Genomic DNA, 20,869 nt, shown 5'->3' with positions numbered 1-20,869 from the left:
CACGGTGCGCGCGCCACCCTACCGGGAGGAGGAAAGGTCATCGGCAAGTAGGATCACCGTCGCGCGGAGGGACGTCCGCAAGCAAAGGCAGCCACGGGGGGCTTCGGTGCGGGTTCGACCGGCCTTCCGCCCGTCCGTACCGAGGGATTGATGTTCCGGTGAGCCAGATCGTCGTGAAACGACCTCCGCGGTCCCTGCCGCCCGAAGTGCCCACGGACGAGTTGACGTTGGAGGCCCCTCCCGAACTGCCGCGCGGGCAGCAGGAGGGCATGCTGATGCAGATCCTGCCGGTGCTCGGCATGGGTTCGTCGGTGGTCTTCTTCTTCTCGCCGCAGGCTCCTCCGTTCATGCGCATCATGGGCGTTCTGATGCTTGTCTCGACCGTCGGCATGGTGGTCGCGCAGCTGGTCCGCCACCGCCGCGGTATGCAGGGGCAAATGGCAGATGTGCGGCGCGACTACCTCAAATACCTGGCGCAGACGCGGCGTACGGTGCGCCGGACCGCGCGCGCCCAGCGCGACGTACAGCTGTATCTGCAGCCCGCTCCTGAGCAGTTGTGGTCGGTGGTCGCCGAGGGCAGCCGGGTGTGGGAGCGGCGGGTCGGGGACAACGACTTCGGGCAGGTACGGGTCGGGCTCGGGGCGCAGCAGCTGTCGACTCCGCTGATCGCCCCGGACACCGCGCCGGTGGATGAGCTGGAGCCGATGTGTGCGGGGGCGATGCAGCAATTCCTCGCGGTGCACGGGTCGTTGGACGGTCTGCCGATGGCCGTGTCGATACGGGCCTTCTATCACGTGACGGTCTCCGGTCAGCCGGAGGCGGCGCAGTCGGCGGCGCGGGCGCTGGTCGCGCAACTGGTGACGCTGCACTCCCCCGAGGATCTGATGGTCGCCGTGGTGGCGGCGCCCGGTGCGGTGGCACGCTGGGACTGGACGAAGTGGCTTCCGCATGCGCAGGTGCCGGGGCAGGTCGACGGGGCCGGTACGAAGCGGTTGTTCGGCGACGATCTGGGTGAGCTGGAGCAGCTGCTGGTGAGCCGGCTGGAGGGGCGGCCGCGGTTCGGGCGGGAGAGTCAGCCGCTGCTGGACCAGCCGCACATCGTGGTGGTCCTCGACGGCGGGATGGTGCCGCCGGATTCCTTGTTCGCGGCGGCCGAGGGGCTGCAGGGCGTGACGATCGTCGAGGTCGTCCCGGGTGAGCTGGACGAGCCGCGCGGCGGCCTGTCGGTGGTGGTGCGGCCGGGGCTGCTGCGACTGGAGTCGGGGGCCGGGATGGCGTACGAGGGCGTGCCGGACGGGCTGTCGCTGCCCGCGGCCGAGGCGCTGGCCCGGCAGCTCGCACCGCTGCGCATGGGCGGGGGCGACGACGACGAACCGCTGCTCGCCAACCTGGACTTCACCGATCTGCTCAACCTCGGCGACGCGGGTGCGGTCGATGTGGCGCGCACCTGGCGACCGCGGTCGGTCTCCGAGCGGCTGCGGGTGCCGATCGGGGTCGGCGAGGACGGTCAGCCGGTGATGCTGGACCTCAAGGAGGCCGCGCAGGAGGGCATGGGTCCGCACGGGCTGTGTGTCGGTGCGACCGGTTCCGGCAAGTCCGAGCTGCTGCGGACGCTGGTCCTGGGGCTCGCGGTCACGCACTCCTCGGAGACGCTCAACTTCGTGCTGGCGGACTTCAAAGGTGGTGCGACGTTCACGGGGATGTCGCACATGCCGCACGTGGCGGCGGTCATCACCAACCTGGCGGACGATCTGACGCTCGTCGACCGCATGGGTGACGCGATCCGCGGTGAGCTGCAGCGGCGGCAGGAGCTGCTGCGGTCGGCCGGTAACTACGCCAACATCCACGACTACGAGAAGGCGCGGGCGGCGGGCGCGGCGCTGGAACCGCTGGCCTCGCTGGTCCTGGTCATCGACGAGTTCTCCGAACTGCTCACCGCCAAACCGGACTTCATCGACATGTTCATCCAGATCGGTCGCATCGGCCGCTCGCTGGGTGTGCATCTGCTGCTCGCCTCGCAGCGCCTGGAGGAGGGCAAGCTGCGCGGTCTGGACACCTACCTCTCGTACCGGATCGGGCTGCGGACCTTCTCGGCCGCCGAGTCGCGTACGGCGCTGGGGGTGCCCGATGCTTATCACCTGCCGTCGGTGCCGGGTTCCGGCTATCTCAAGTTCGGTACGGACGAGATGACCCGGTTCAAGGCGGCGTACGTGTCGGGGGCGTACCGCACGGGTGGGCCCGATCTGCCGGTGGGGACGCTGCCGGTCGAGCGGCGGCCCGCCGTGTTCAGCGCACTGCCGGTGCCGGTGGTGTACGCGGCGCCGGACCCTGCGCATGTGGTCGCCTCGCGGACGAGTGCGGAGGACGACGCGCTCGCGGACACGGTGCTCGATGTGATCGTGCGGCGCCTCGAGGGGCAGGGGGTGCCCGCCCATCAGGTGTGGCTGCCGCCGCTCGACCGGGCGCCGACGCTGGACCAGCTGTTGCCGGGGCTCGCGCCGACCGCGGACCGGGGGTTCACGGCGACGGAGTACACGCGGCCGGGCGGGCTGACCGTTCCGCTCGGTCTGATCGACAAGCCGTTCGAGCAGCGGCGTGAGGTGCTGTACCGGGACTTCTCCGGTGCGGCGGGTCACATGATGGTGATCGGCGGTCCGCAGTCCGGCAAGTCGACGATGATGCGGACGCTGATCGCGTCGTTCGCGCTCACCCACACCCCGCACGAAGTGCAGTTCTACGGGCTCGACTTCGGTGGTGGCGGGCTGGTCTCACTGGCGGACCTGCCCCACGTGGGCGGGATGGCGTCGCGGCTGGATCCGGAGCGGGTGCGGCGTACGGTCGCCGAGGTCGCGGGGGTACTGAACCGGCGCGAGGAGTTCTTCCGCGCCCACTCCATCGACTCCGTCGCCACATACCGGCGCAAGCGCGCGCTCGGTGAGCTGCCCGGCGAGCCGTGGGGCGACGTGTTCCTGGTCGTCGACGGCTGGGGCGGCTTCCGGGCCGAGTACGAGATGCTGGAGCAGGTCGTCACGGACATCGCCTCGCGCGGTCTCGGGTACGGCGTCCATGTGGTGATCACGGCCGCCCGGTACATGGAAGTACGTGCCGCGCTCAAGGACCAGATCCTCGGCCGCCTCGAACTGCGGCTCGGCGACGTCATGGACTCCGAGTTCGACCGCAGGGTCGCGGTGAACGTGCCGCAGGGAGTACCGGGACGCGGCCAGGTGCCGGAGAAGCTGCACTTCATGGGTGCACTGCCGCGTATCGACTCCACCAGCAGCGCGGCGGATCTCTCCGACGGCACGGCGGCCTTCGTCGAGACGGTGAAGTCCCACTGGGCGGGTCCTTCGGCGCCCGCCGTACGGCTGCTGCCGCGGAAACTGCCCGCCGAGCAGTTGCCGAAGGGCTTCGAGTTCCCGCAGCGCGGGATCGCGATCGGTATCGACGAGACCGATCTGGAACCGGTGTTCGTCGACTTCGAGACAGATCCGTTCTTCCTGATCTTCGGCGAGAGCGAATCGGGGAAGACGAATCTGCTGCGTCTGATCGCGAAGCAGATCGCGGAGCGCTACTCCCCCGACGAGGCGAAGCTCGTCGTCGGCGACTACCGGCGGGCCCTGCTGGGTGCGCTGCCGGAGAGCCATCTGCTGGAGTACGCGCCGATGGCGAGTTCCATGCAGATGCACATGGAGGCGCTGGCCGGTGTGTTCTCGCGGCGGCAGCCACCGACGGATGTCACGCCGCAGCAGTTGCGCGACCGCAGCTGGTGGACCGGTCCGCAGATCTTCATCATCGTCGACGACTACGACCTGGTGGCGACGAACGCGGGCAACCCGCTCGCCCCGCTCGCGGAGTATCTGCCGTTCGCCCGGGACACGGGCGTCCGGTTCATCATCGCGCGCAACTCGGCGGGGGCCTCGCGATCGATGTACGAGTCGTTCATGCAGCGCATCAAGGAGCTGGGGGCGCAGGGTGTGGTGCTGTCCGGCGATCCGTCCGAGGGTGATCTGATCGGGGCGGTACGGGGGCATCCGATGCCGCCGGGACGCGGGTACTTCGCCACGCGCCGACGGGGGAACCCGCTGGTGCAGATCGGGCGGCTGCCGGAGCAGCGCTGAACCGACGGGGCCGGAAGTTCTTCCCCGCCGACGACGGGGTGGACCGATGCCTCAGCAACGTCGCGGGTAACCGCACCCACGTCGCGCACATGGTCCGACGAGGATTCCGTGGGGGCGCGGTCACTACCACCGCGGGTCGGAAGCTGTCCATACCGGGCCTGTGTGGCGCGGGAGCGGGGATAGTCTGCACGCGGGCGACGAACATGTTCCGCCGCAGGAGAGGAAAGGCATCTGATGGGCACGCAGCAGGAGAAGGACGAGCTGTACGCACTCGACATCTCGGGGGTCGAGTGGCTGAGTGCGCCCGGTACGGAGGAGGCCGAGGAGCGCGTCGAGATCGCTCATCTGCCGGGCGGGGCCGTGGCGATGCGGTCCTCGCTGGATCCGGAGACGGTGCTGCGGTACACGGAGGCCGAGTGGCGGGCGTTCGTACTGGGCGCGCGGGACGGCGAGTTCGACCTCACGTAGGACGCCGTACGTACAGGAGAAGGGGCACGCTGCGACGAGCGTGCCCCTTCTGCGTGTGCGGTGCCGCGGTCAGTACGCCTCGGTGAACAGGCGCGAGGCCTTCACGTCAGTCGAGCGGTAGCTGTCCTTGCCGGACTCGATGATCTTCGCGACGTGCTCCAGGCGGGTCTTCATGTGCTCCGCCTTGCCCTTGTACTTGGACTGGAGGTGCACGTACTCCCCGTGTGCCTCACCGTCCCAGGTGTCGGTGACGACCTTCAGTGCCGCGTCCATCTCCTGGAGGTCCTTGATGATGTTCTGCGAGACCACACGGATGCGGTTCGCCATCTCCTGGACGCTCTCGTACCTGACCTTGGTGTTCGGGTCGGTCGCCATCTGTCTGCTCCTCGGTGCTCGGCGTGTGTACGGAAGGGGTGCTGCGGCGCGACTCAGATGCCGTTCAGCCCGGAGGAGTTGCCGGACGACGCCGGCTCCTTCACCGCGTTGAAGGCCGCACGGACCTCGTCGTCGTTGGCGTTGCTGAGGTTCTTGGTCTGGCCCACCGCGTTGAGGAGCACGTTGAGGAGCCGGCGGATCTCGTCGTGGTCCTCGTTGATCACGATCTGTGCGGATGTGAATCCCGAGGCGCCGACGCCCGTCCATCCCGCGCTGACCGTCGCGAGGATGTCTGCCAACTCCCTGGACTGCTTGGACACCTGCTCCGCGGTTTCGATGATCTTGTTCTTCGCCTGGACGATCGGATCGTCGGCGAGTCCGAAACCACCTGCGGGGTTGGTCATCCGGAGGTCCTATCTCTGAGTTCCCGGTCCTGTCCGCCCATCGCGGCCAGGGTTCCCGCCTGCCCCGTGTGCTCCGGTTGCGGAGTCGGGGAAGGGCGGGGACGGGGAAGGGTGTGGCAGTGTTCCCACGCCCCGAAATCAGATGCGACCACTTCTCGTTCCCCCGTCACACACGTGAAGTCAGCTACCACCCTAGTCACTTCATCATCTCTCCCCAACTGCGCTTTACGGGGAGGGATCCGCTTCACCGGGTGGTGCTGTCATCGCAAACCGCGTCGCCGCCGGACATCGCGGACGACCGTCGCAGTGCCGGCGACCACGGAGATCAGTACGCCCGCTATGGCCAGGGCGTAGGTCGCGTACCGCTCACTGCGTTCCTGCGAGGTCTCCGACAGCGACAGATGCGCGGGCGAGGGGGCCTGGGCCCGGGGCGGGGCCGGGTCGGGATGCGGGGCATCCAGCGGGGTGTCGTCGCCGGAGAGCGCGCGGACCGGGTCGACGACGCCCCAGCCGACGAAGTCGTCGTGGCCCGTGACGGAACGTTCGGCGGTCTGCTCGATCCGGGCGACGATCTGGGGCGCGGTCCATTTCGGGTACTTGGCGCGCATCAGGGCGGCGACGCCGGCGACGTACGGCGCGGAGAAGCTGGTGCCGTTGTCGGTGCACTGGCCGTTGCCGGGGACGGTGGAGACGATGTCGACGCCGGGTGCTGCGACACCGACGAACGCTCCGGCCTGGGAGAAGGCGGCGCGCTCGTTGTTGCGGTCCGACGAGGCGACCGCGAGGACCCCGTCGAACGCCGCCGGATAGGTGTTCCTCAGCTTGCCGTCCATGCCGTCGTTGCCCGCGGAGGCGACCACGACGACGTTCTCGGCGAGCGCCCTGGCCACTGCCTTCCCCAGCGCGGAATCCGGGGTCAGCGACTTCGTCGTGTCCTGGGAGATGTTGATGACCTGGGCGCCCTCGGCGATCGCGTGGCCGATCGCGGCGGCCATCGTGGTGTCCTTGCCGCTGTTCTTTTCGTCGTTCTGGCGGATCGGGATGATCGTGGCCTCGGGCGCCAGGCCGACGAAGCCGGTGCCCTTGCGGGGGCGGGCGGCGATGATACCGGCGACCTTGGTGCCGTGGCCGACCTCATCCACGGTGCCGTCGCTCTTGCCGCCCTTGAGGTAGTCGGCGCCCGCGGACGCGTCGACGGCGTGCTGGAGCTGCGGGTTGGTGTCGTCGACGCCGGTGTCGATGACCGCGACGCGGACGCCCTTGCCCTTGGTGTCCTGCCACAGTTCGTCGAGCAGGACCCGCTGCAGCGACCAGGGGCGACCCTCGTACTGCTTCTTCATCGGGAAGGCGCATTCGCCGCTGCCGTCTATCCCGACGTCGCTCCGGTCGCCCGGTCGTTCCTCGGCGTACGCCGCCTGGGGCGCCGCCAGTGCGGCCAGCGCGGCGGTGGCCGCCGTCAGCAGGGCCGTCTTCCGGTACAACATCTGTTCCTCTCCCCCGAGTTCTACGAGCCTTTCGCGAATATCCCGGTCACGAGCCCTGGGGCTGGCGAGCGCTGTTGGTGTCGAGTCGCGGGCCCTTGGACAGGAACTCGGACCAGGCGAGCGGGACGAGAGAGGGCGTCATCTTCTCGTATCCCAGCCTGATCTGCGCCTGGCTGGGCTCGGGACGGCCGTCCGTCCCGTTCTGCTGCTCGCCGGCGCCGATGTCGGAACGCTTTGCATCGCTGTCGCCGTTCGCCTGAACGGCGTACCGCAGTCCGGTGTCGGTCACCAGGAAGAGTGAGCCGTCGGGGCTCGTCTGCTGCCCCCGTACCTGGGTGTAGAGGAGGCCGCTGCCAGGGGTGACGTAGGTGCTGGTACCACCGGCGCCGATGGAGGCGGGGTACGCGGTGCCCGCCCAGGTGCTGAGCGTCGGGCGGCCGTTGCCGTCCACCTTGCGCAGCACGCTGCAGATGGTGTCCCGGTCGCCGCTGCCGCCCTCGGGGGCGTTCACCTGGGCGGTCCTCCGCGTGGGCCAGTGTGCCGCCTGGCCGGTGAAGGCAGCAGGGTCGGGGACGAACGTCTGGAGTCCGACGGCGCGCGCCTTGCTCTTCAGGTTGAGCCGGGCGGTCTGCGGTGAGTTGATCAGCAGCCAGGCGGTGAACTCGGAGACCGGCTGGACCTTGCCGTCGAGGACCACGTAGTGGGTGGTGCCTTCGCCGGTACGGGTGCGCAGGACCATGCCGACCCGGTTCTCCTCCGTGGAGAGCTGTCCATCGATGTGCGCGTCCGCGCCGACGGTGCCGGGGATCTGCGGGAAGACGATCGGGCTGCCGTCGTTCAGGGTGGCCAGCCAGTCGTCGGTGACGGACTGCGGCTGCCGGCTGCCGACGAGGGCGCCGGTCAGGTGGCCGTCGTCGGCGACGGTCTCGTCGATGCGGTATTTCGTGCCGCTCGCATCGACGAGATAGCGGGCGCCGGTCTGGCCCTTGACGTACAGGACCTCGCCGCCGCTGAGCCTATGGGCGCCTTCGGTCCGCCTGTTGTCACGTTCGGCGAAGACGAAGGCGGCCTTCTGCACGGTGTTGCCCTTGCCTCCGGGCTGTTCGCAGACGGCCCACCGCTTGGCCGTGCCGGCGTCGTCCGCCTCGGGCAGCCGGTCGGGGGCGTACGGGATGCCGAGGACCGGTCCGCGCGGCGGCTTGCCCGCGTCGAGGATGTCGTCGGGTACCTGGATGACGTCGTACTGCTGCGGGGTGAGGAGCAGTCGGGCGGAGGCGAGGTTCAGTACGGGATGCAGCAGGGTCTTCTTCTTCTTGCCCTTGCCGGTGGTGAGCACGACATAGCGGGTGGTGGACTGCTTGCCGACGATCACGTTGGTGAAGGGCTTGTCCCAGTCCTTGGGTGCGGTGGGCTTGAACATGCCGTAGGCGCCGAAGCCCGCGAGGATCAGCGCCCCGGCCACCATGCTCGGAAGGACGGCGCGCAGCGGGCGCGGTGCGCCCTCCTCGGTGCCGGTGGGCGAGGGTTGGAGAAATGCCGCCACCGTGCGTTTCTTCGCAAAGGTGTACGCGTTGAGTTCATCCCGCCGTGATGCCATGAGTCTGCGTGTCTCCCGTGTCTCCCCGCGCGGCTCCAGGAGTTCGCGTCCCCCGACCCCTGCGCCGGCCCCCCGGATGCCGGACCGCGCTGCCGGACAGGCACCTACTATGCCTGCTGACCCCGGGCGGCCGCGGGGCGGGTAGGGTGATCCAGCCGCCAAAGCCCCCGGCGGGACAGGGGTGATCGGGTCGAAACGGGGGCCTTATGAACGGGGGAATGCCGGAATGATGTCTTCCGCGACGCGGACACGTCCGGCCGGGAACGCACCGCCCTCCGCAACCCACACACCCACCGGAGCGGTGTCCTCTGCGTACCCGCCCGGCGGACCGGCTCGCGGCTCCTCCGGCCCCGGCCAACAGGCCCTCCCGCGGGTGAACGGACGCCCCGGACACTTCGGTTCGTTCCGATTGCAACAACTCGTACTGATCGAGATCGCGGCTGCTCTGCTTCTCGTGGCCTGGGTCATCGAGCCTCTACTGCTGGTCCCGGCCGGCGCGGTCGCCACTGCGCTGGTGCTGCTCGCCCTCCTGCGCAGACACCGCCGTTCGCTGCCCGAGTGGCTGGGCACCGCGATCGCACTGCGCGCGCGTACCCGCAGGGCCGCTTCGCTGGTGCTGCCCGCAGGTACCGAGCCGGGGATCGCGCCCGCCGTCGAGTGCGACCCGGCGCTGCGCACGTACTCGTTCAGCGACCGTGACCGGCGGCCGGTCGGGATGATCGGCGACGGTACGTTCCTCACGGCCGTACTGCAGATCGAGTCGGACGCCACGGCGCTGCGGCCCGACCGGGCCGCGCAGCCGCTGCCGCTGACCCTGGTCCGGGACGTGCTCGACGTCGACGGCATCCGCCTGGAGTCGGCGCAGATCGTGCAGCACACCCAGCCCGCGCCCGCCCCGCATCTGCCCCCGCAGTCCGTCGCGGCGCGCAACTACGCACCGCTGCAGGCCCGGACAGGATCGCCCGCGGTCCGGATCACCTGGATCGCGCTCAAGCTGGACCCGGAGCTCTGCCCGGAGGCCGTGCAGGCGCGCGGCGGCGGGATCGAGGGGGCGCAGAAGTGTCTCGTACGCGCTGCCGATCAGCTGGCCAGCAGACTGACGGGGGCCGGCTTCCGCGCGACGGTACTGACCGAGCAGGAGTTGACGTCGTCGATCGCGATCTCGGCCTGCGTCAGCCCGTCGGCGATGGAGCAGGCGGGCCGGGCCAACACACCGGCGCGGCGCACCGAGGAGACCGCGCGGACCTGGCGCTGCGACGACCGGTGGCACACCACCTACTGGGTGGGGCGCTGGCCGCAGTTCGGCGGGGCGCCGAGCGGCGGCGGGGCGTCGATGCCGCAGCTGGTCGCGCTGCTCACCTCGCTCCCGGCGCTCGCCACGACCTTCAGCCTGACGCTGGGACACGGCGACCGGCAGGAGGTCTCGATCGCCGGCCACGTCCGGATAACGGGACGCAGCGACGAGGAACTGCTCACCGCACGGCATGAGTTGGAGCGCACCGCGCGCGGCGTGAAGACGTCGCTGGTACGACTCGACCGCGAGCAGCTGCCCGGTGTGCTCGCCACGCTGCCGCTCGGGGGTACCCGCTGATGTCCGTACCCACCAGTGCCCGCGCCCGGCTGGGGTTCGGGCTGATCGGACCGCGTCGCAGCCGGCACACGGTCTCCGTCGAGCAACTGGCCTCGATGGCCCTGCCGGTCGGCGACGACGGCATGGTGATCGGTGTGGACGCCGAGGGGCGGCCCGCCGTGCTCGGCATCAACCGGCCGACGCCGTACGACGTCACGCTGATCGGCGGGCTGTGGACGGCGCAGGTGCTGGCCCTGCGGGCAGCCGCGACCGGTGCCCGGATCGTCGTGGAGACCGGCCGGGCCCACGCCTGGACGGGGCTCGCACAGGCGGCCGGGGGTGGCCAGCCGTGCATTTCGCTGCACGACGTAGGGCGGGTGCCACCGCAGGGCGCCTCGGCCGGCAGCCCGGTGGTCGTGGTGCGGGACTGCGGGATGCGGCCGCCGCGCGGGCGAGTGGTGTCCGGGCCCTGGCAGTCGGTGGTGACGCTGCTGCCGTATCTGAGTCCGGTGGCGCCCGCGTTGATGAAGAAGGCGTCTCTGGTGGGGATTCAGCGGGTATCTCCCGACGAAGCCGCGCAGATCGGGCGAATCGCACATCTACCGACGACCGCGACACAGGCGCTGTCCACACTGGCGGACGGGGTCACCCTCTGGTGCACGGAACGGGACCGGCAGTTCGTGATGACGCAGGCCACCGATGCGGAGACCGGACTGCTGGGCGGCGCACGACGAATGGACTGACCGTCGCATGCGTGCGAGGTACGTTCCGGCCTGGACAAGGCGCACGGAATATTCACATATCCGCATGCAGATGTACGAGTTTGACCGCTTCGCTCTTCACGCTCTGCCGTACTCGGTTCACTTGGGGGCTACGCGTGACGTACTGGACAGCTCTTGCGGTGCCCTACGGCCTGCCGGAGGGGGCCCGATGACGATTAGGGTGGGTGGGGGCGCGGCAGAAGAACCTGCGGGCAGGCAATGCGCGTCCCAAGGGGGAGAGCCGGGCGGTTCGGAATACGGGAACGGTCGCCCCCACCCACCACGGCACAAGGGTGCTCGACCACACCAGGAGGCAAAGTGAACGGCGATCGGGACGAAATCCGAGAGGGCTGGAGCAGGCCCGTCGACGAGTCGTCCGACGCGGAGCCCGCCGAGATGACGGGTGAGTTCACCATCGACTACACCCCGCCCGCCTGGTATACGCAGAACGCGTCCGGGGACTCGTCGGGCGGGGCCGGATCGCACCTGGCGCCGCCTCCGCCGCCCAACGGGGCGCCGGTGTCCGTGCCCGGGCTGCCGGCCGGGGGCGGCTTCGAGCCCACCTGGGCTCCGGCGCCGCCCGCGCCCGCACCGCCGGTGGCACCGGTCGAGCCGACGCCCCCTGCTGCTGCCGCTGCCGCTGATTCCTCTTCCTCCCCCGCGCCCGGGGCGGGGGAGGGGGAGCCGAGTGGTGCGCCGGCTCCCTTCGGCGGCGGAGACGTGGAGAGCGGCGCGACCATGCGGTTCTCGCCGGCCGCGCTGAAGCGGGAGATCGCGGAGCGGGAGGCTGCGGCCGCGGAGGCCGCGGACGCCGCTGTGGCCGCGACTGCGGCCGCGACAACTGCCCCGACGACAGACGGTGCCGGTGCCGGCGATCATGGCGGGGACGGTGGCGCTGCCGATTCGGGCGCGACCGCCGGATCCGGCTCCGTACAGCCTTCCGACGTGGCGACCGACGACGGGAACGGCGATGCGGGTTCGGTCACCGATTCGGTGACGGATGCGGTCAGGGACTCCGTTACGGACGAGGTTCCGGCCGACGTTCCTGCCGACGCCGACGAGCCTGTCGGCCCTGCGCCCTCGGACGCCATTTCGGATGCGGTGCCGCAGAACGCCCCGCCGGCCGCTGCGCCCCCGACCCCTTGGACCCCGGCACCACCCGCGCAGGGCGGACTGCCGCCGCTGCCGCCCGCCTTCCAGCCCGCCGCGCCGCAGCCCGACGCGCCCCAGTCGGCGCCGCAGTGGCCGGCGACGGGACCTGCCCAGACGAACCAGGCGCCGGGCGGTTATGGATTCCCGAACCCCGCGCAGGCGCCGTACGCGCCTCAGGCACCGCAAGCGCCTCAGCTGCCCGCCCAGCGGAACGCCCCTGCGCCGCAGAGCGGTTACGGATTCCCGCCGCAGCCGCAGGCGCCCGCACAGGGAGTGCCACTGCCGCCGCAGGTTCCGCAGCACCCCGCTCACCCCGCGCCGCCGGCGCAGGGCGCATACGGGTTCCCGCAACCGCCTCAGGTGCCGCAGTCACCGCAGTGGCCCCCACAGCAGAGCGCCCCGCAGCCGCCCCAGGGCCACCAGCCGCCGGTCCAGGGCGCGCCCAATCTGCCCGCGCCGGTCGTGCCCCAGCCGCCCGCCCAGCAACAGCCCCAGCAACCCCAGCAGCAGCACCCGCAACAGCAGCCGCCGCAGGGTCCACCCGTCGACCCGCGCACCGGCGCGGCCTGGCCCACCCCGGTCACCCACGACCAGCGCGAGCGTTCCGTGCCCGGCGCGCCCCTCGGTTACACGGCGGCCGTGGAGCTGTCCTCCGACCGCCTGGTCCGCGGCAAGCAGAAGGCCAAGAGCAGTCGTGCGCCGTCCGCCGCGTCCCGCTTCAAGCTGGGCAGCAAGAAGGAGGAGGCCGAGCGGCAGCGCAAGCTCGACCTGATCCGTACGCCCGTGCTGTCGTGCTACCGGATCGCGGTCATCAGCCTCAAGGGCGGTGTCGGCAAGACCACGACGACCACCGCGCTCGGCGCGACCCTGGCCACCGAGCGCCAGGACAAGATCCTCGCCATCGACGCCAACCCGGACGCCGGTACGCTCGGCCGCCGCGTGCGTCGCGAGACCGGGGCCACCATCCGCGACCTGGTCCAGGCGATCCCGTACCTCAACTCGTACATGGACATCCGCCGCTTCACCTCGCAGGCGCCGTCCGGTCTGGAGATCATCGCCAACGACGTGGACCCGGCGGTCTCGACGACCTTCAACGACGAGGACTACCGGCGCGCGATCGATGTCCTCGGCAAGCAGTACCCGATCATCCTCACCGACTCGGGTACCGGTCTGCTCTACAGCGCGATGCGCGGAGTGCTGGACCTCGCCGACCAGTTGATCATCATCTCGACGCCGTCGGTCGACGGCGCCTCCAGCGCCTCCACGACGCTGGACTGGCTGTCGGCGCACGGGTACGCGGAACTGGTGCAGCGTTCGATCACCGTCATCTCCGGGGTCCGCGAGACCGGAAAGATGATCAAGGTCGACGACATCGTGCAGCACTTCCAGACGCGCTGTCGGGGCGTGATCGTCGTACCGTTCGACGAGCATCTGTCGGCCGGCGCCGAGGTCGACCTGGACATGATGCGCCCGAAGACCCGTGAGGCGTACTTCAACCTCTCCGCACTGGTCGCCGAGGACTTCCCGCGCGCCCAGCAGCAGCAGGGTCTGTGGACGTCGGACGGCAACAACCCGCCGCCGCAGTACGCCCCGCCGATGCCCGGGCATCAGATGCCCGGTCAGCAGCCGTACGCGCCGCAGCAGACGGGCCAGCCGTATCCGCCCCAGCAGCCCCAGCAGCCCTACCCGCCCCATCAGCCGTACGGGGGACAGCAGCCGTATCCCCCGCACCCCGGTCCCGGTGTGCAGCAGAACGGCTGGCAGCAGTCGCTGCCGTCCCAGGCCCAGTCCCCGGCGAGCCCGGCCGGCCCGCCCGCGCCGCAGCAGCAGCACGGCGGTCAGCCCGGCTTGCCCGCACAGCAGGACCACCCCGAACTGCAAGGTCCCGTCCCGCCCGCGGGCTGGCAGCAGCACCCTCCGCAGCCGCCGCCAGCGCCTCAGCAGTAAGGCATCAGAGGTCTGAACCAATGAGGGCCCGCACCGTCCCGACGGTGCGGGCCCTTTGGGCATTCCTGCAGCCCACACGCCGTTTGGGGCACCGTTGACGCGACTCGACCAGCGCTGGTAGACCTTCGCTTCACCAGTTGGCGAACCAGAGATCAACCCGCCTTCTCCGTGCGAGTCATGACGCGAGGTCCCTGTCCATGGTCACAAGAGTCCCACCACCCTCCGCTCAGCCACGCTCACGTATGCGTATCCTCCTGGCATCCGGTGCCGCGGCCCTCGCGTTGGCGGCCGGGTCGATCGTCCCCGGGACGCCCCTCGGCGCCGCCCCGCAGCAGGCGCAGGCCGCCGACAACGGCAAGACGACGCTGACCGTCGCGGTCGCACAGAGCGTCGACTCGCTGAGCCCGTTCCTCGCTCAGCGGCTGATGAGCACCAGCGTCCACCGGCTCATGTACGACTTCCTCACCAACTACGACCCCAAGGACAACCACACGGTCCCTGGGCTCGCCACCAAGTGGGAGCCGTCCGCCGACAAGCTGACCTGGACGTACACCATACGGTCCAACTCCAAGTGGTCGGACGGGCAGCAGGCCACCGCCGAGGACGCGGCGTGGACCTTCAACAAGATGATGACCGACGAAGGCGCTGCCACCGCGAACGGCAGCTTCGTCGCGAACTTCAAGAAAGTGACGGCGCCCAGCCCGGAGAAGCTGGTCATCGAGCTGAAGCAGCCTCAGGCCACCATGGCCGCACTCGATGTGCCGATCGTGCCGAAGCACGTCTGGGAGAAGGTCGGGGACTTCTCGAAGTTCAACAACGACACCAAGTTCCCGATCGTGGGCAACGGGCCGTACATCCTGACCGACTACAAGGTCGACCAGTATGTGAAGCTCAAGGCCAACAAGAGCTTCTGGCGCGGCGCGCCCAAGTTCGACGAACTGGTCTTCAAGACGTACAAGGACCAGGACGCCGCGGTCGCCGCCCTGCGCAAGGGTGAGGTCTCGTTCGTCGCGGGCGCCCCCGCGCTCACGCCCGCCCAGGCCGCGTCCCTCAAGGGCGACAAGAACATCAAGGTCAACGAGGGTCCGGGCCGCCGCTTCTTCGCGCTGGCCACCAACCCGGGCGCGCAGACCAAGGACGGCAAGAAGTTCGGCGACGGCAACAAGGCCCTGCTCGACCAGAAGGTGCGCCAGGCGCTTTTCCTGTCGATCGACCGCAAGGCCATCATCGACAAGGTCTTCCAGGGCCACGCCGTCGAGGGCCAGGGCTACATTCCGCCGCGTTTCTCGGACTACTTCTGGCAGCCGTCCGACAGTCAGAAGCTGTCGTACGACCCTGACCGGGCGGCCAAGCTCCTCGACCAGGCGGGTTACAAGCTCAAGGGCGACCAGCGCGTCGGCAAGGACGGCAAACCGCTCGACCTGCGCATCCTGTGCCACGCCACGGACCCGAACGACAAGGCGATCGGCAAGTACCTCAAGGAGTGGTGGGGCAAGCTCGGTATCGGCCTGAAGGTCGACTGCCGCGACGACGTCTCGGTGCCCTGGTACGCCGGTGAGTACGACCTCGCCTTCGACGGCTGGTCCGTCAACCCGGACCCGGACTTCGTCCTGGGCATCCACACCTGCTCGGCCCTGCCCGCCAAGGCGAAGGAGAGCGCGGCCACGGACAACTTCATCTGCGACAAGACGTACGACGAGCTGTACAAGAAGCAGCTCGCCGAGTACGACCCGGCCAAGCGGGCGGACATCGTCAAGCAGATGGAGTCGTGGATGTACGACTCCGGGTACATGAACATCATCGCGTATCCGAACGCGGTCGAGGCGTACCGCACCGACCAGATCAAGTCCATCACCACCATGCCCGAGGCGGCCGGCAACATCTACGGCCAGGACGGGTACTGGAGTTGGTGGTCGGCCGTTCCGGCGGCCGCCGACGGCAAGAACGGTTCGGCCGCCGACAGCGGTGGCAGCTCCACCGGTGTGGTCATCGGCATCCTCGTCGCCGTCGTGGTCGTCGCCGGTGGCGGGTTCCTCCTCGCGCGGCGCCGCCGCAGCACGGCGGAGGAACGCGAATAATCACGCGAACGGGATGAGAGGGACCGGCAGGGGGCCACGACATCGCATCCCCCTGCCGGTCCCTCCAAGTGCAGCACGAGTAACGAGAGTTCCCCATGACAGCTGACAGCACTCCGGCGCTCGTGCAGAACGCGGATGCGGACACCGACGGCCGGGCTCCGGCCGGGCCCTCGGTCGCCCGCGACGCACGGGCGCGCAACACCAAGGTCTATCTCCAGTACGTGGCGGCAAAGATCGCGGGAGCGGTCATCTCCCTGTTCGCCGTTCTGGTCACCAGCTTCTTCCTCTTCCGCCTCATCCCCAGCGACCCCGTGAAGCAGATGACCGGCGGTCGCCGCGTCTCCGCCGAGCAGCTCCAGTCGCTCAGACACCAGTTCGGCCTCGACCAGCCGCTCTGGAAGCAGTTCACGAGCTACGTGGGTGACGCACTGACCGGGGACTTCGGTACCTCGTTCCAGTTCCACACCCCCGTCATCGACAAGATCACCGAGGCGCTCCCGGCGACGCTGCTGCTCACCGGCACGGCGTACGTCCTCTACACGGCGCTCGGCATCTGGCTGGGCACCCGTACCGCCTGGCGCAACGGCTCCCGCAGCGACCGCTTCAACACCGCGTTCGCGCTCACGCTCTACTCGGTGCCGTCGTTCTGGCTGGGCCTGCTCCTGATCATCGTCTTCTCCGTGGGCATCGGCCCGATCCCCGGCATGTTCCCGACGGGCGGCCTGGAGTCGGGCGGCGAGACGGGCGTCGCCTATGTCCTCGACGTCGCCCATCACCTGGTGCTTCCCGTGATCACCCTGGTCGCGGTCGGCTACGCGCAGACACTCCTCGTGATGCGTTCCTCGCTCCTCGACGAGATGGGCAGCGACTATCTGACGACAGCCCGCGCAAAGGGGCTCCGTGACGATGTCGTACGGCGCAAGCACGCCGTCCCGAACGCGATGTTGCCGACGTTCACACTGATGTTCGTGAACCTGGGGCATGTGGTGGCGGGCCAGATCCTGGTCGAGACGGTGTTCTCCTGGCCGGGACTCGGCGGTCTCTTCTACCAGGCGCTGAGCGTGCCCGACCTTCCCCTCGTCCAAGGGCTGTTCTTCGTCTTCGCCACCGCGGTGATCCTGGCGAACACCCTCGCCGACGTGCTGTATCCGCTGCTTGATCCCCGGGTGGGCCGATGACGACCGAACCGTTGCCCGTGCAGAACGAAGCGGGCGTGACCAAGACCCCGCGCGCCCTGGCCCGGGCCCGCAAGCGCCAGTCACTGGCCCGATTCTGGCGGGAGTACCGGACACACCGGGGCGGCCTGTGGGGGCTGGCCGGGCTCATCCTGATCGCGCTGATCGCGGTGTTCGCGCCCACGCTGGCCGGCGCCGACTCGCAGAGCGTCACCGATGCACCGGGGGGCGCGCTCGAATCGCCCAGCGGAGAATTTCCGCTCGGTACGGACCAGTTCGGACGCAGCGTCCTGGCACTGCTGGTGTGGGGCGCCCGCGTCTCGCTCACGGTGGGGCTGCTCGCCGCGTTCCTGTGCGTGGCGATCGGTACGGTCGTCGGGATCGTCGCGGGCCATTTCCACGGCTGGTACTCGACGGTTCTGATGCGCGTCACCGACTGGTTCCTGGTGATGCCGACCCTCGTCCTCGCGATCGCGCTCGCCACGGTGATGGACCGCTCCATCTGGACGGTCATCCTCGCCATCGGCGTGACGACCTGGCCGACCACGGCCCGCCTGGTCCGCGCCCAGACGCTCGCCGTCGAGTCCCGTCCCTACATCGAGCGTGCCCGCGCCCTGGGCGGCGGCCATGGGCACATCATGGCCCGTCACGTCCTGCCGAACGTGATGCCGCTGGTTCTCGCGCAGACCACGCTCGTGATCTCCAGCGCGATTCTCACCGAGGCCACGCTCGCCTTCCTCGGCCTCGGCGACCCGACCATCACCTCCTGGGGCGGCATGCTTCAGGACGCGCGTGAGGCGGGCGCCGTGAGCGCCGGCGACTGGTGGTACCTGGCACCACCCGGCATCGCCATCGCCCTGGTGGCGCTGTCGTTCACACTGTGCGGGCGTGCCATCGAGTCCGTCCTCAATCCCAAGCTGGGGGTGGCCCGTTGAGTACACCGAGCACACAGAAGACCCCCTTGCTGGAGGTACGCGACCTCTCGGTGACGTACGCCGGCGGAGCGCAAGCGGTCCGGGGCGTGAACCTCACCGTCGACGCAGGCCGGAAGCTCGGCATCGCCGGTGAGTCCGGGTGCGGCAAGTCGACGCTCGCACTCGCGCTGCTGCGGCTGCTGCCCGCCCGGACGAAGGTCACCGGCGAGATCCTGCTGAACGGCGAGGACGTCCTTGCCATGAAGTGGGGCCAGGTCAGGGCCGTGCGCTGGGCGGGTGCCTCGATCGTCTTCCAAGGAGCGATGCACTCGCTCAACGCCGTGCACCGCATCGGTGACCAGATCGCCGAGCCGATCCTGCTGCACAAGAAGGCGACACCGGCCGGCGCGAAGAAGAAAGCCGGTGAACTCCTGGAGCACGTGGGGCTGCCGGCCGCGCGCGCGAACGCGTATCCGCACGAGCTCTCCGGCGGTCAGCGGCAGCGCGTGATGATCGCGATGGCGCTGGCCTGTGACCCGGACCTGATCATCGCGGACGAGCCGACGACGGCCCTCGATGTGATGATCCAGGCCCAGATCCTGCGGCTGATCGAGCAGCTGGTGTCCCAGCAGGACCTCGGTCTGATCATGATCAGCCATGACCTGGCGGTGCTCTCGGACACCTGCGACCGGCTCGCGGTGATGTACGCGGGCCGGGTCGTGGAGGAGGGCCCCTCCGCCGCGGTTTTCGAGAACGCGCAACACCCCTACAGCAAGGCCCTGTCGGGCGCCTTCCCGCGGATCGGCGACCGGTCCTCCCGGTTCGCTCCCCGAGGGCTGCCCGGTGACCCGCCGGACCCGTCGGCGCTGCCGGCCGGCTGCACGTTCCATCCGCGCTGTCCGGTGGCACTGGACTCCTGCACCACGCAGGACCAGGAGCTGCGGGACGCCGGCGCGGCGCGGCGGGCGGCCTGTGTGCTGGTGGAGCCGGGGGCGGCCGACGCCTCGCTCCGGCAGGGCGCCGAGGAAGCAAGGAGCACATCATGACCACCACCCCTCCTCTGCTCAGCGCGGAGGGACTGAAGGTCACCTTCCCAGGCCGGCGCGGTGCGGCCACGGCGCGCGCGGTGGACGGCGTCGACCTGGACATCCGGCCCGGCGAGATCGTCGCGCTGGTCGGCGAGTCCGGGTGCGGCAAGACGACGCTGGCCCGCTCCCTGCTGGGGCTGGTGCCCCCTACGTCCGGGGCGGTCACCTTCGACGGCAAGCCGCTCAACTATGCGGGCCGCGCGCTGAAGGCGTACCGCAAGCGGGTGCAGCTGGTGCTCCAGGACCCCAGCGGCTCGCTCAACCCGCGGCACACGGTGTACGAGGCGGTGGCGGAGGGCCTGCGGATCCACGGGTATGCCGGTGACGAACGGGCCGCCGTCGCGGAGGCCCTGTCGCGGGCCGGGCTGCGGCCCCCCGAGCGCTTCTTCCTGCGCTACCCGCATGAGCTGTCGGGCGGCCAGCGCCAGCGCGTCGTGATCGCGGGCGCCCTCGTCCTGGAACCGGAACTCATCGTGGCCGACGAGCCGGTGGCCTCGTTGGACGCATCGGTGCGGGGCGAGATCCTGGCCCTGCTGCTGCGGCTGAGGGACGAACTGGGCCTGTCGGCCCTGGTGGTCACGCACGACCTCGGTCTGGCGTGGAACATCGCCGACCGGGTCGCGGTGATGTATCTCGGCCGGATCGTCGAGACGGGCGAGGTCGAGCAGATCCTGACGGCCCCGCAGCATCCCTACACCCAGGCGTTGCTGTCGGTGCTGCCGGAGGCCGAGGGCGATCCGGTGATCCTCGCGGGTGAACCGCCGGATCCGTCGAAGGTGCCGTCCGGCTGCCGCTTCCACGCGCGCTGTCAGATCCTCGCCTCGGGCGAGGCGGAGCGGGCAGGGGTGGCGGACGCGTGCCGTACGAAGGATCTTCCGGTGCTCGCGGGGGGCGGGGAGACGCAGGTGGCCTGCCACTGGGCGCACGCGGTGGTGGGCGCGCAGCCGTAGGGCGGTGGCCCTCCGGTCGGACGGGCGTCCGGCCGACCGCTCCGGCCGGACGCGACCCCGTCCCGGTCGGTGTCTGAGTGCTCAGATACTGACTGCAGGCGGCTTTTCGACCCGGGCCGGCCGCCCGGCCACCCCGGTGGCCGGCCCGGGGTCGGGCGGTGTCCGTTCCGCCGTCTCCAGGGAGCGTTCCAGCTTGCCGAGGAGCCGGCCCAGCTGACGTCGCTCGGCCCCCGTCAGCTCTGCCAGCATCCGCTCCTCGTTGGCGAAGTGCGCGACCGCGACCACATCGGCGATCTCGATCCCCCGGTCGGTGAGCCGCGCGTACACGACCCTGCGGTCGCCGGGATCGCGCTCCCGGGTCACCAGACCGGCCTTCTCCAGCCGGTCCAGACGCAGTGTGATGCCGCCCGTGGTGACCAGGGATATGTCGGCGAGTTCACCGGCGGTCCGCCGGTAGGGCGGTCCTGACCTGCGCAGAGTCGCGAGCACATCGAAGGCCGCCATGTTCAGGTCGAAGCAGTCGAAGAGATCGGACAGCAGCCCCTGGTAGCGCAGGAAGCTGCGGTGGAGCCGGCCCAGGACCTCCATCGGAGAGGCGTCGAGACCGGGCAGCTCCCGCTTCCACTGCTCCAGAATGAGGTCGACCGCGTCGGGACTGCTGGAAGCTCTACGAGTCATGTGCGGTGGGAGGACGGCGCCGGCGCCGGGACCCCGCGCCTCCTTCCGGGAATGGAGCGTGCGGTGCGGTAGTGACCGCCCACGATACAACCGGCGCCCGAAGCCGGACC

At 70.0% G+C, this 20,869-nt stretch carries 15 protein-coding genes; 10 read left to right on the top strand and 5 right to left on the bottom strand.

The window, feature by feature from the left end:
• The first annotated feature begins 158 nt into the window (after positions 1 to 158).
• Together eccCa and ACIA8E_RS37315 are read left to right on the top strand one after the other, a co-directional pair.
• Positions 159 to 4,118, top strand: coding sequence for a type VII secretion protein EccCa (gene eccCa / locus ACIA8E_RS37320; RefSeq protein WP_399305361.1), 3,960 nt, complete (start codon positions 159 to 161; stop codon positions 4,116 to 4,118).
• 234 nt (positions 4,119 to 4,352) lie between these two features.
• A complete protein-coding gene (locus tag ACIA8E_RS37315) occupies positions 4,353 to 4,586 on the top strand; it encodes a DUF397 domain-containing protein (protein WP_030933207.1) in 234 nt (77 codons plus the stop codon).
• Positions 4,587 to 4,655: 69 nt separating this feature from the next.
• On the opposite strand, the gene ACIA8E_RS37310 is transcribed toward ACIA8E_RS37315, so the two are convergent.
• The 4 genes from ACIA8E_RS37310 to eccB form a co-directional block, all read right to left on the bottom strand.
• Positions 4,656 to 4,961, bottom strand: coding sequence for a WXG100 family type VII secretion target (locus tag ACIA8E_RS37310; RefSeq protein ID WP_030979818.1), 306 nt, complete (start codon positions 4,959 to 4,961; stop codon positions 4,656 to 4,658).
• A gap of 53 nt (positions 4,962 to 5,014) precedes the next feature.
• Positions 5,015 to 5,365 (bottom strand): WXG100 family type VII secretion target, encoded by a 351-nt coding sequence (locus tag ACIA8E_RS37305; protein WP_399305357.1) that lies wholly within the window; start codon positions 5,363 to 5,365, stop codon positions 5,015 to 5,017.
• 260 nt (positions 5,366 to 5,625) lie between these two features.
• Positions 5,626 to 6,849, bottom strand: coding sequence for a type VII secretion-associated serine protease mycosin (mycP, locus tag ACIA8E_RS37300; RefSeq protein ID WP_399305355.1), 1,224 nt, complete (start codon positions 6,847 to 6,849; stop codon positions 5,626 to 5,628).
• A 46-nt stretch (positions 6,850 to 6,895) separates the two neighbouring features.
• Positions 6,896 to 8,446 carry a type VII secretion protein EccB gene (gene eccB / locus ACIA8E_RS37295; protein ID WP_399305352.1) on the bottom strand — a complete coding sequence of 517 codons (1,551 nt, stop codon included), beginning with the start codon at positions 8,444 to 8,446 and terminating at the stop codon, positions 6,896 to 6,898.
• Positions 8,447 to 8,675: 229 nt separating this feature from the next.
• Here eccB and eccE point away from each other — a divergent pair, with 229 nt between their 5' ends.
• The 8 genes from eccE (at position 8,676) to ACIA8E_RS37255 (ending at position 20,081) form a co-directional block, all read left to right on the top strand.
• Positions 8,676 to 10,037, top strand: coding sequence for a type VII secretion protein EccE (gene eccE / locus ACIA8E_RS37290; protein WP_399305383.1), 1,362 nt, complete (start codon positions 8,676 to 8,678; stop codon positions 10,035 to 10,037).
• Complete coding sequence (locus tag ACIA8E_RS37285) at positions 10,037 to 10,759, top strand: hypothetical protein (protein WP_399305349.1); 723 nt, start codon at positions 10,037 to 10,039, stop codon at positions 10,757 to 10,759. The genes eccE and ACIA8E_RS37285 overlap by 1 nt, the downstream gene beginning before the upstream one ends.
• Positions 10,760 to 11,095: 336 nt before the next feature.
• Positions 11,096 to 13,876 (top strand): SCO5717 family growth-regulating ATPase, encoded by a 2,781-nt coding sequence (locus ACIA8E_RS37280; protein WP_399305346.1) that lies wholly within the window; start codon positions 11,096 to 11,098, stop codon positions 13,874 to 13,876.
• Positions 13,877 to 14,073: 197 nt separating this feature from the next.
• Positions 14,074 to 15,954: an ABC transporter substrate-binding protein gene (locus ACIA8E_RS37275; RefSeq protein WP_399305343.1), complete on the top strand. Its 1,881-nt coding sequence runs from the start codon at positions 14,074 to 14,076 to the stop codon at positions 15,952 to 15,954.
• A gap of 95 nt (positions 15,955 to 16,049) precedes the next feature.
• Positions 16,050 to 17,132: an ABC transporter permease gene (locus ACIA8E_RS37270; RefSeq protein ID WP_399305341.1), complete on the top strand. Its 1,083-nt coding sequence runs from the start codon at positions 16,050 to 16,052 to the stop codon at positions 17,130 to 17,132.
• The gene (locus ACIA8E_RS37265) at positions 17,129 to 18,064 is read left to right on the top strand and encodes an ABC transporter permease (protein ID WP_030979809.1); all 936 of its coding nucleotides are present in this window, start codon (positions 17,129 to 17,131) and stop codon (positions 18,062 to 18,064) included. The genes ACIA8E_RS37270 and ACIA8E_RS37265 overlap by 4 nt, the downstream gene beginning before the upstream one ends.
• A complete protein-coding gene (locus ACIA8E_RS37260; protein WP_327127064.1) occupies positions 18,061 to 19,089 on the top strand; it encodes an ABC transporter ATP-binding protein in 1,029 nt (342 codons plus the stop codon). The genes ACIA8E_RS37265 and ACIA8E_RS37260 overlap by 4 nt, the downstream gene beginning before the upstream one ends.
• Complete coding sequence (locus ACIA8E_RS37255; protein ID WP_399305337.1) at positions 19,086 to 20,081, top strand: oligopeptide/dipeptide ABC transporter ATP-binding protein; 996 nt, start codon at positions 19,086 to 19,088, stop codon at positions 20,079 to 20,081. Before ACIA8E_RS37260 ends, ACIA8E_RS37255 begins: the two co-directional genes overlap by 4 nt.
• 81 nt (positions 20,082 to 20,162) lie before the next feature.
• Here the strand turns inward: ACIA8E_RS37255 and ACIA8E_RS37250 are convergent, their stop codons facing one another.
• Positions 20,163 to 20,759 (bottom strand): MarR family winged helix-turn-helix transcriptional regulator, encoded by a 597-nt coding sequence (locus ACIA8E_RS37250; protein ID WP_399305334.1) that lies wholly within the window; start codon positions 20,757 to 20,759, stop codon positions 20,163 to 20,165.
• Positions 20,760 to 20,869: the final 110 nt, after the last annotated feature.

Source organism: Streptomyces sp. NPDC051664, assembly GCF_044453545.1.
GTDB lineage: Bacteria > Actinomycetota > Actinomycetes > Streptomycetales > Streptomycetaceae > Streptomyces.
The sequence above is the reverse complement of the archived record's forward strand: the minus strand, read 5'-3'. Positions and strand labels throughout refer to the sequence as shown.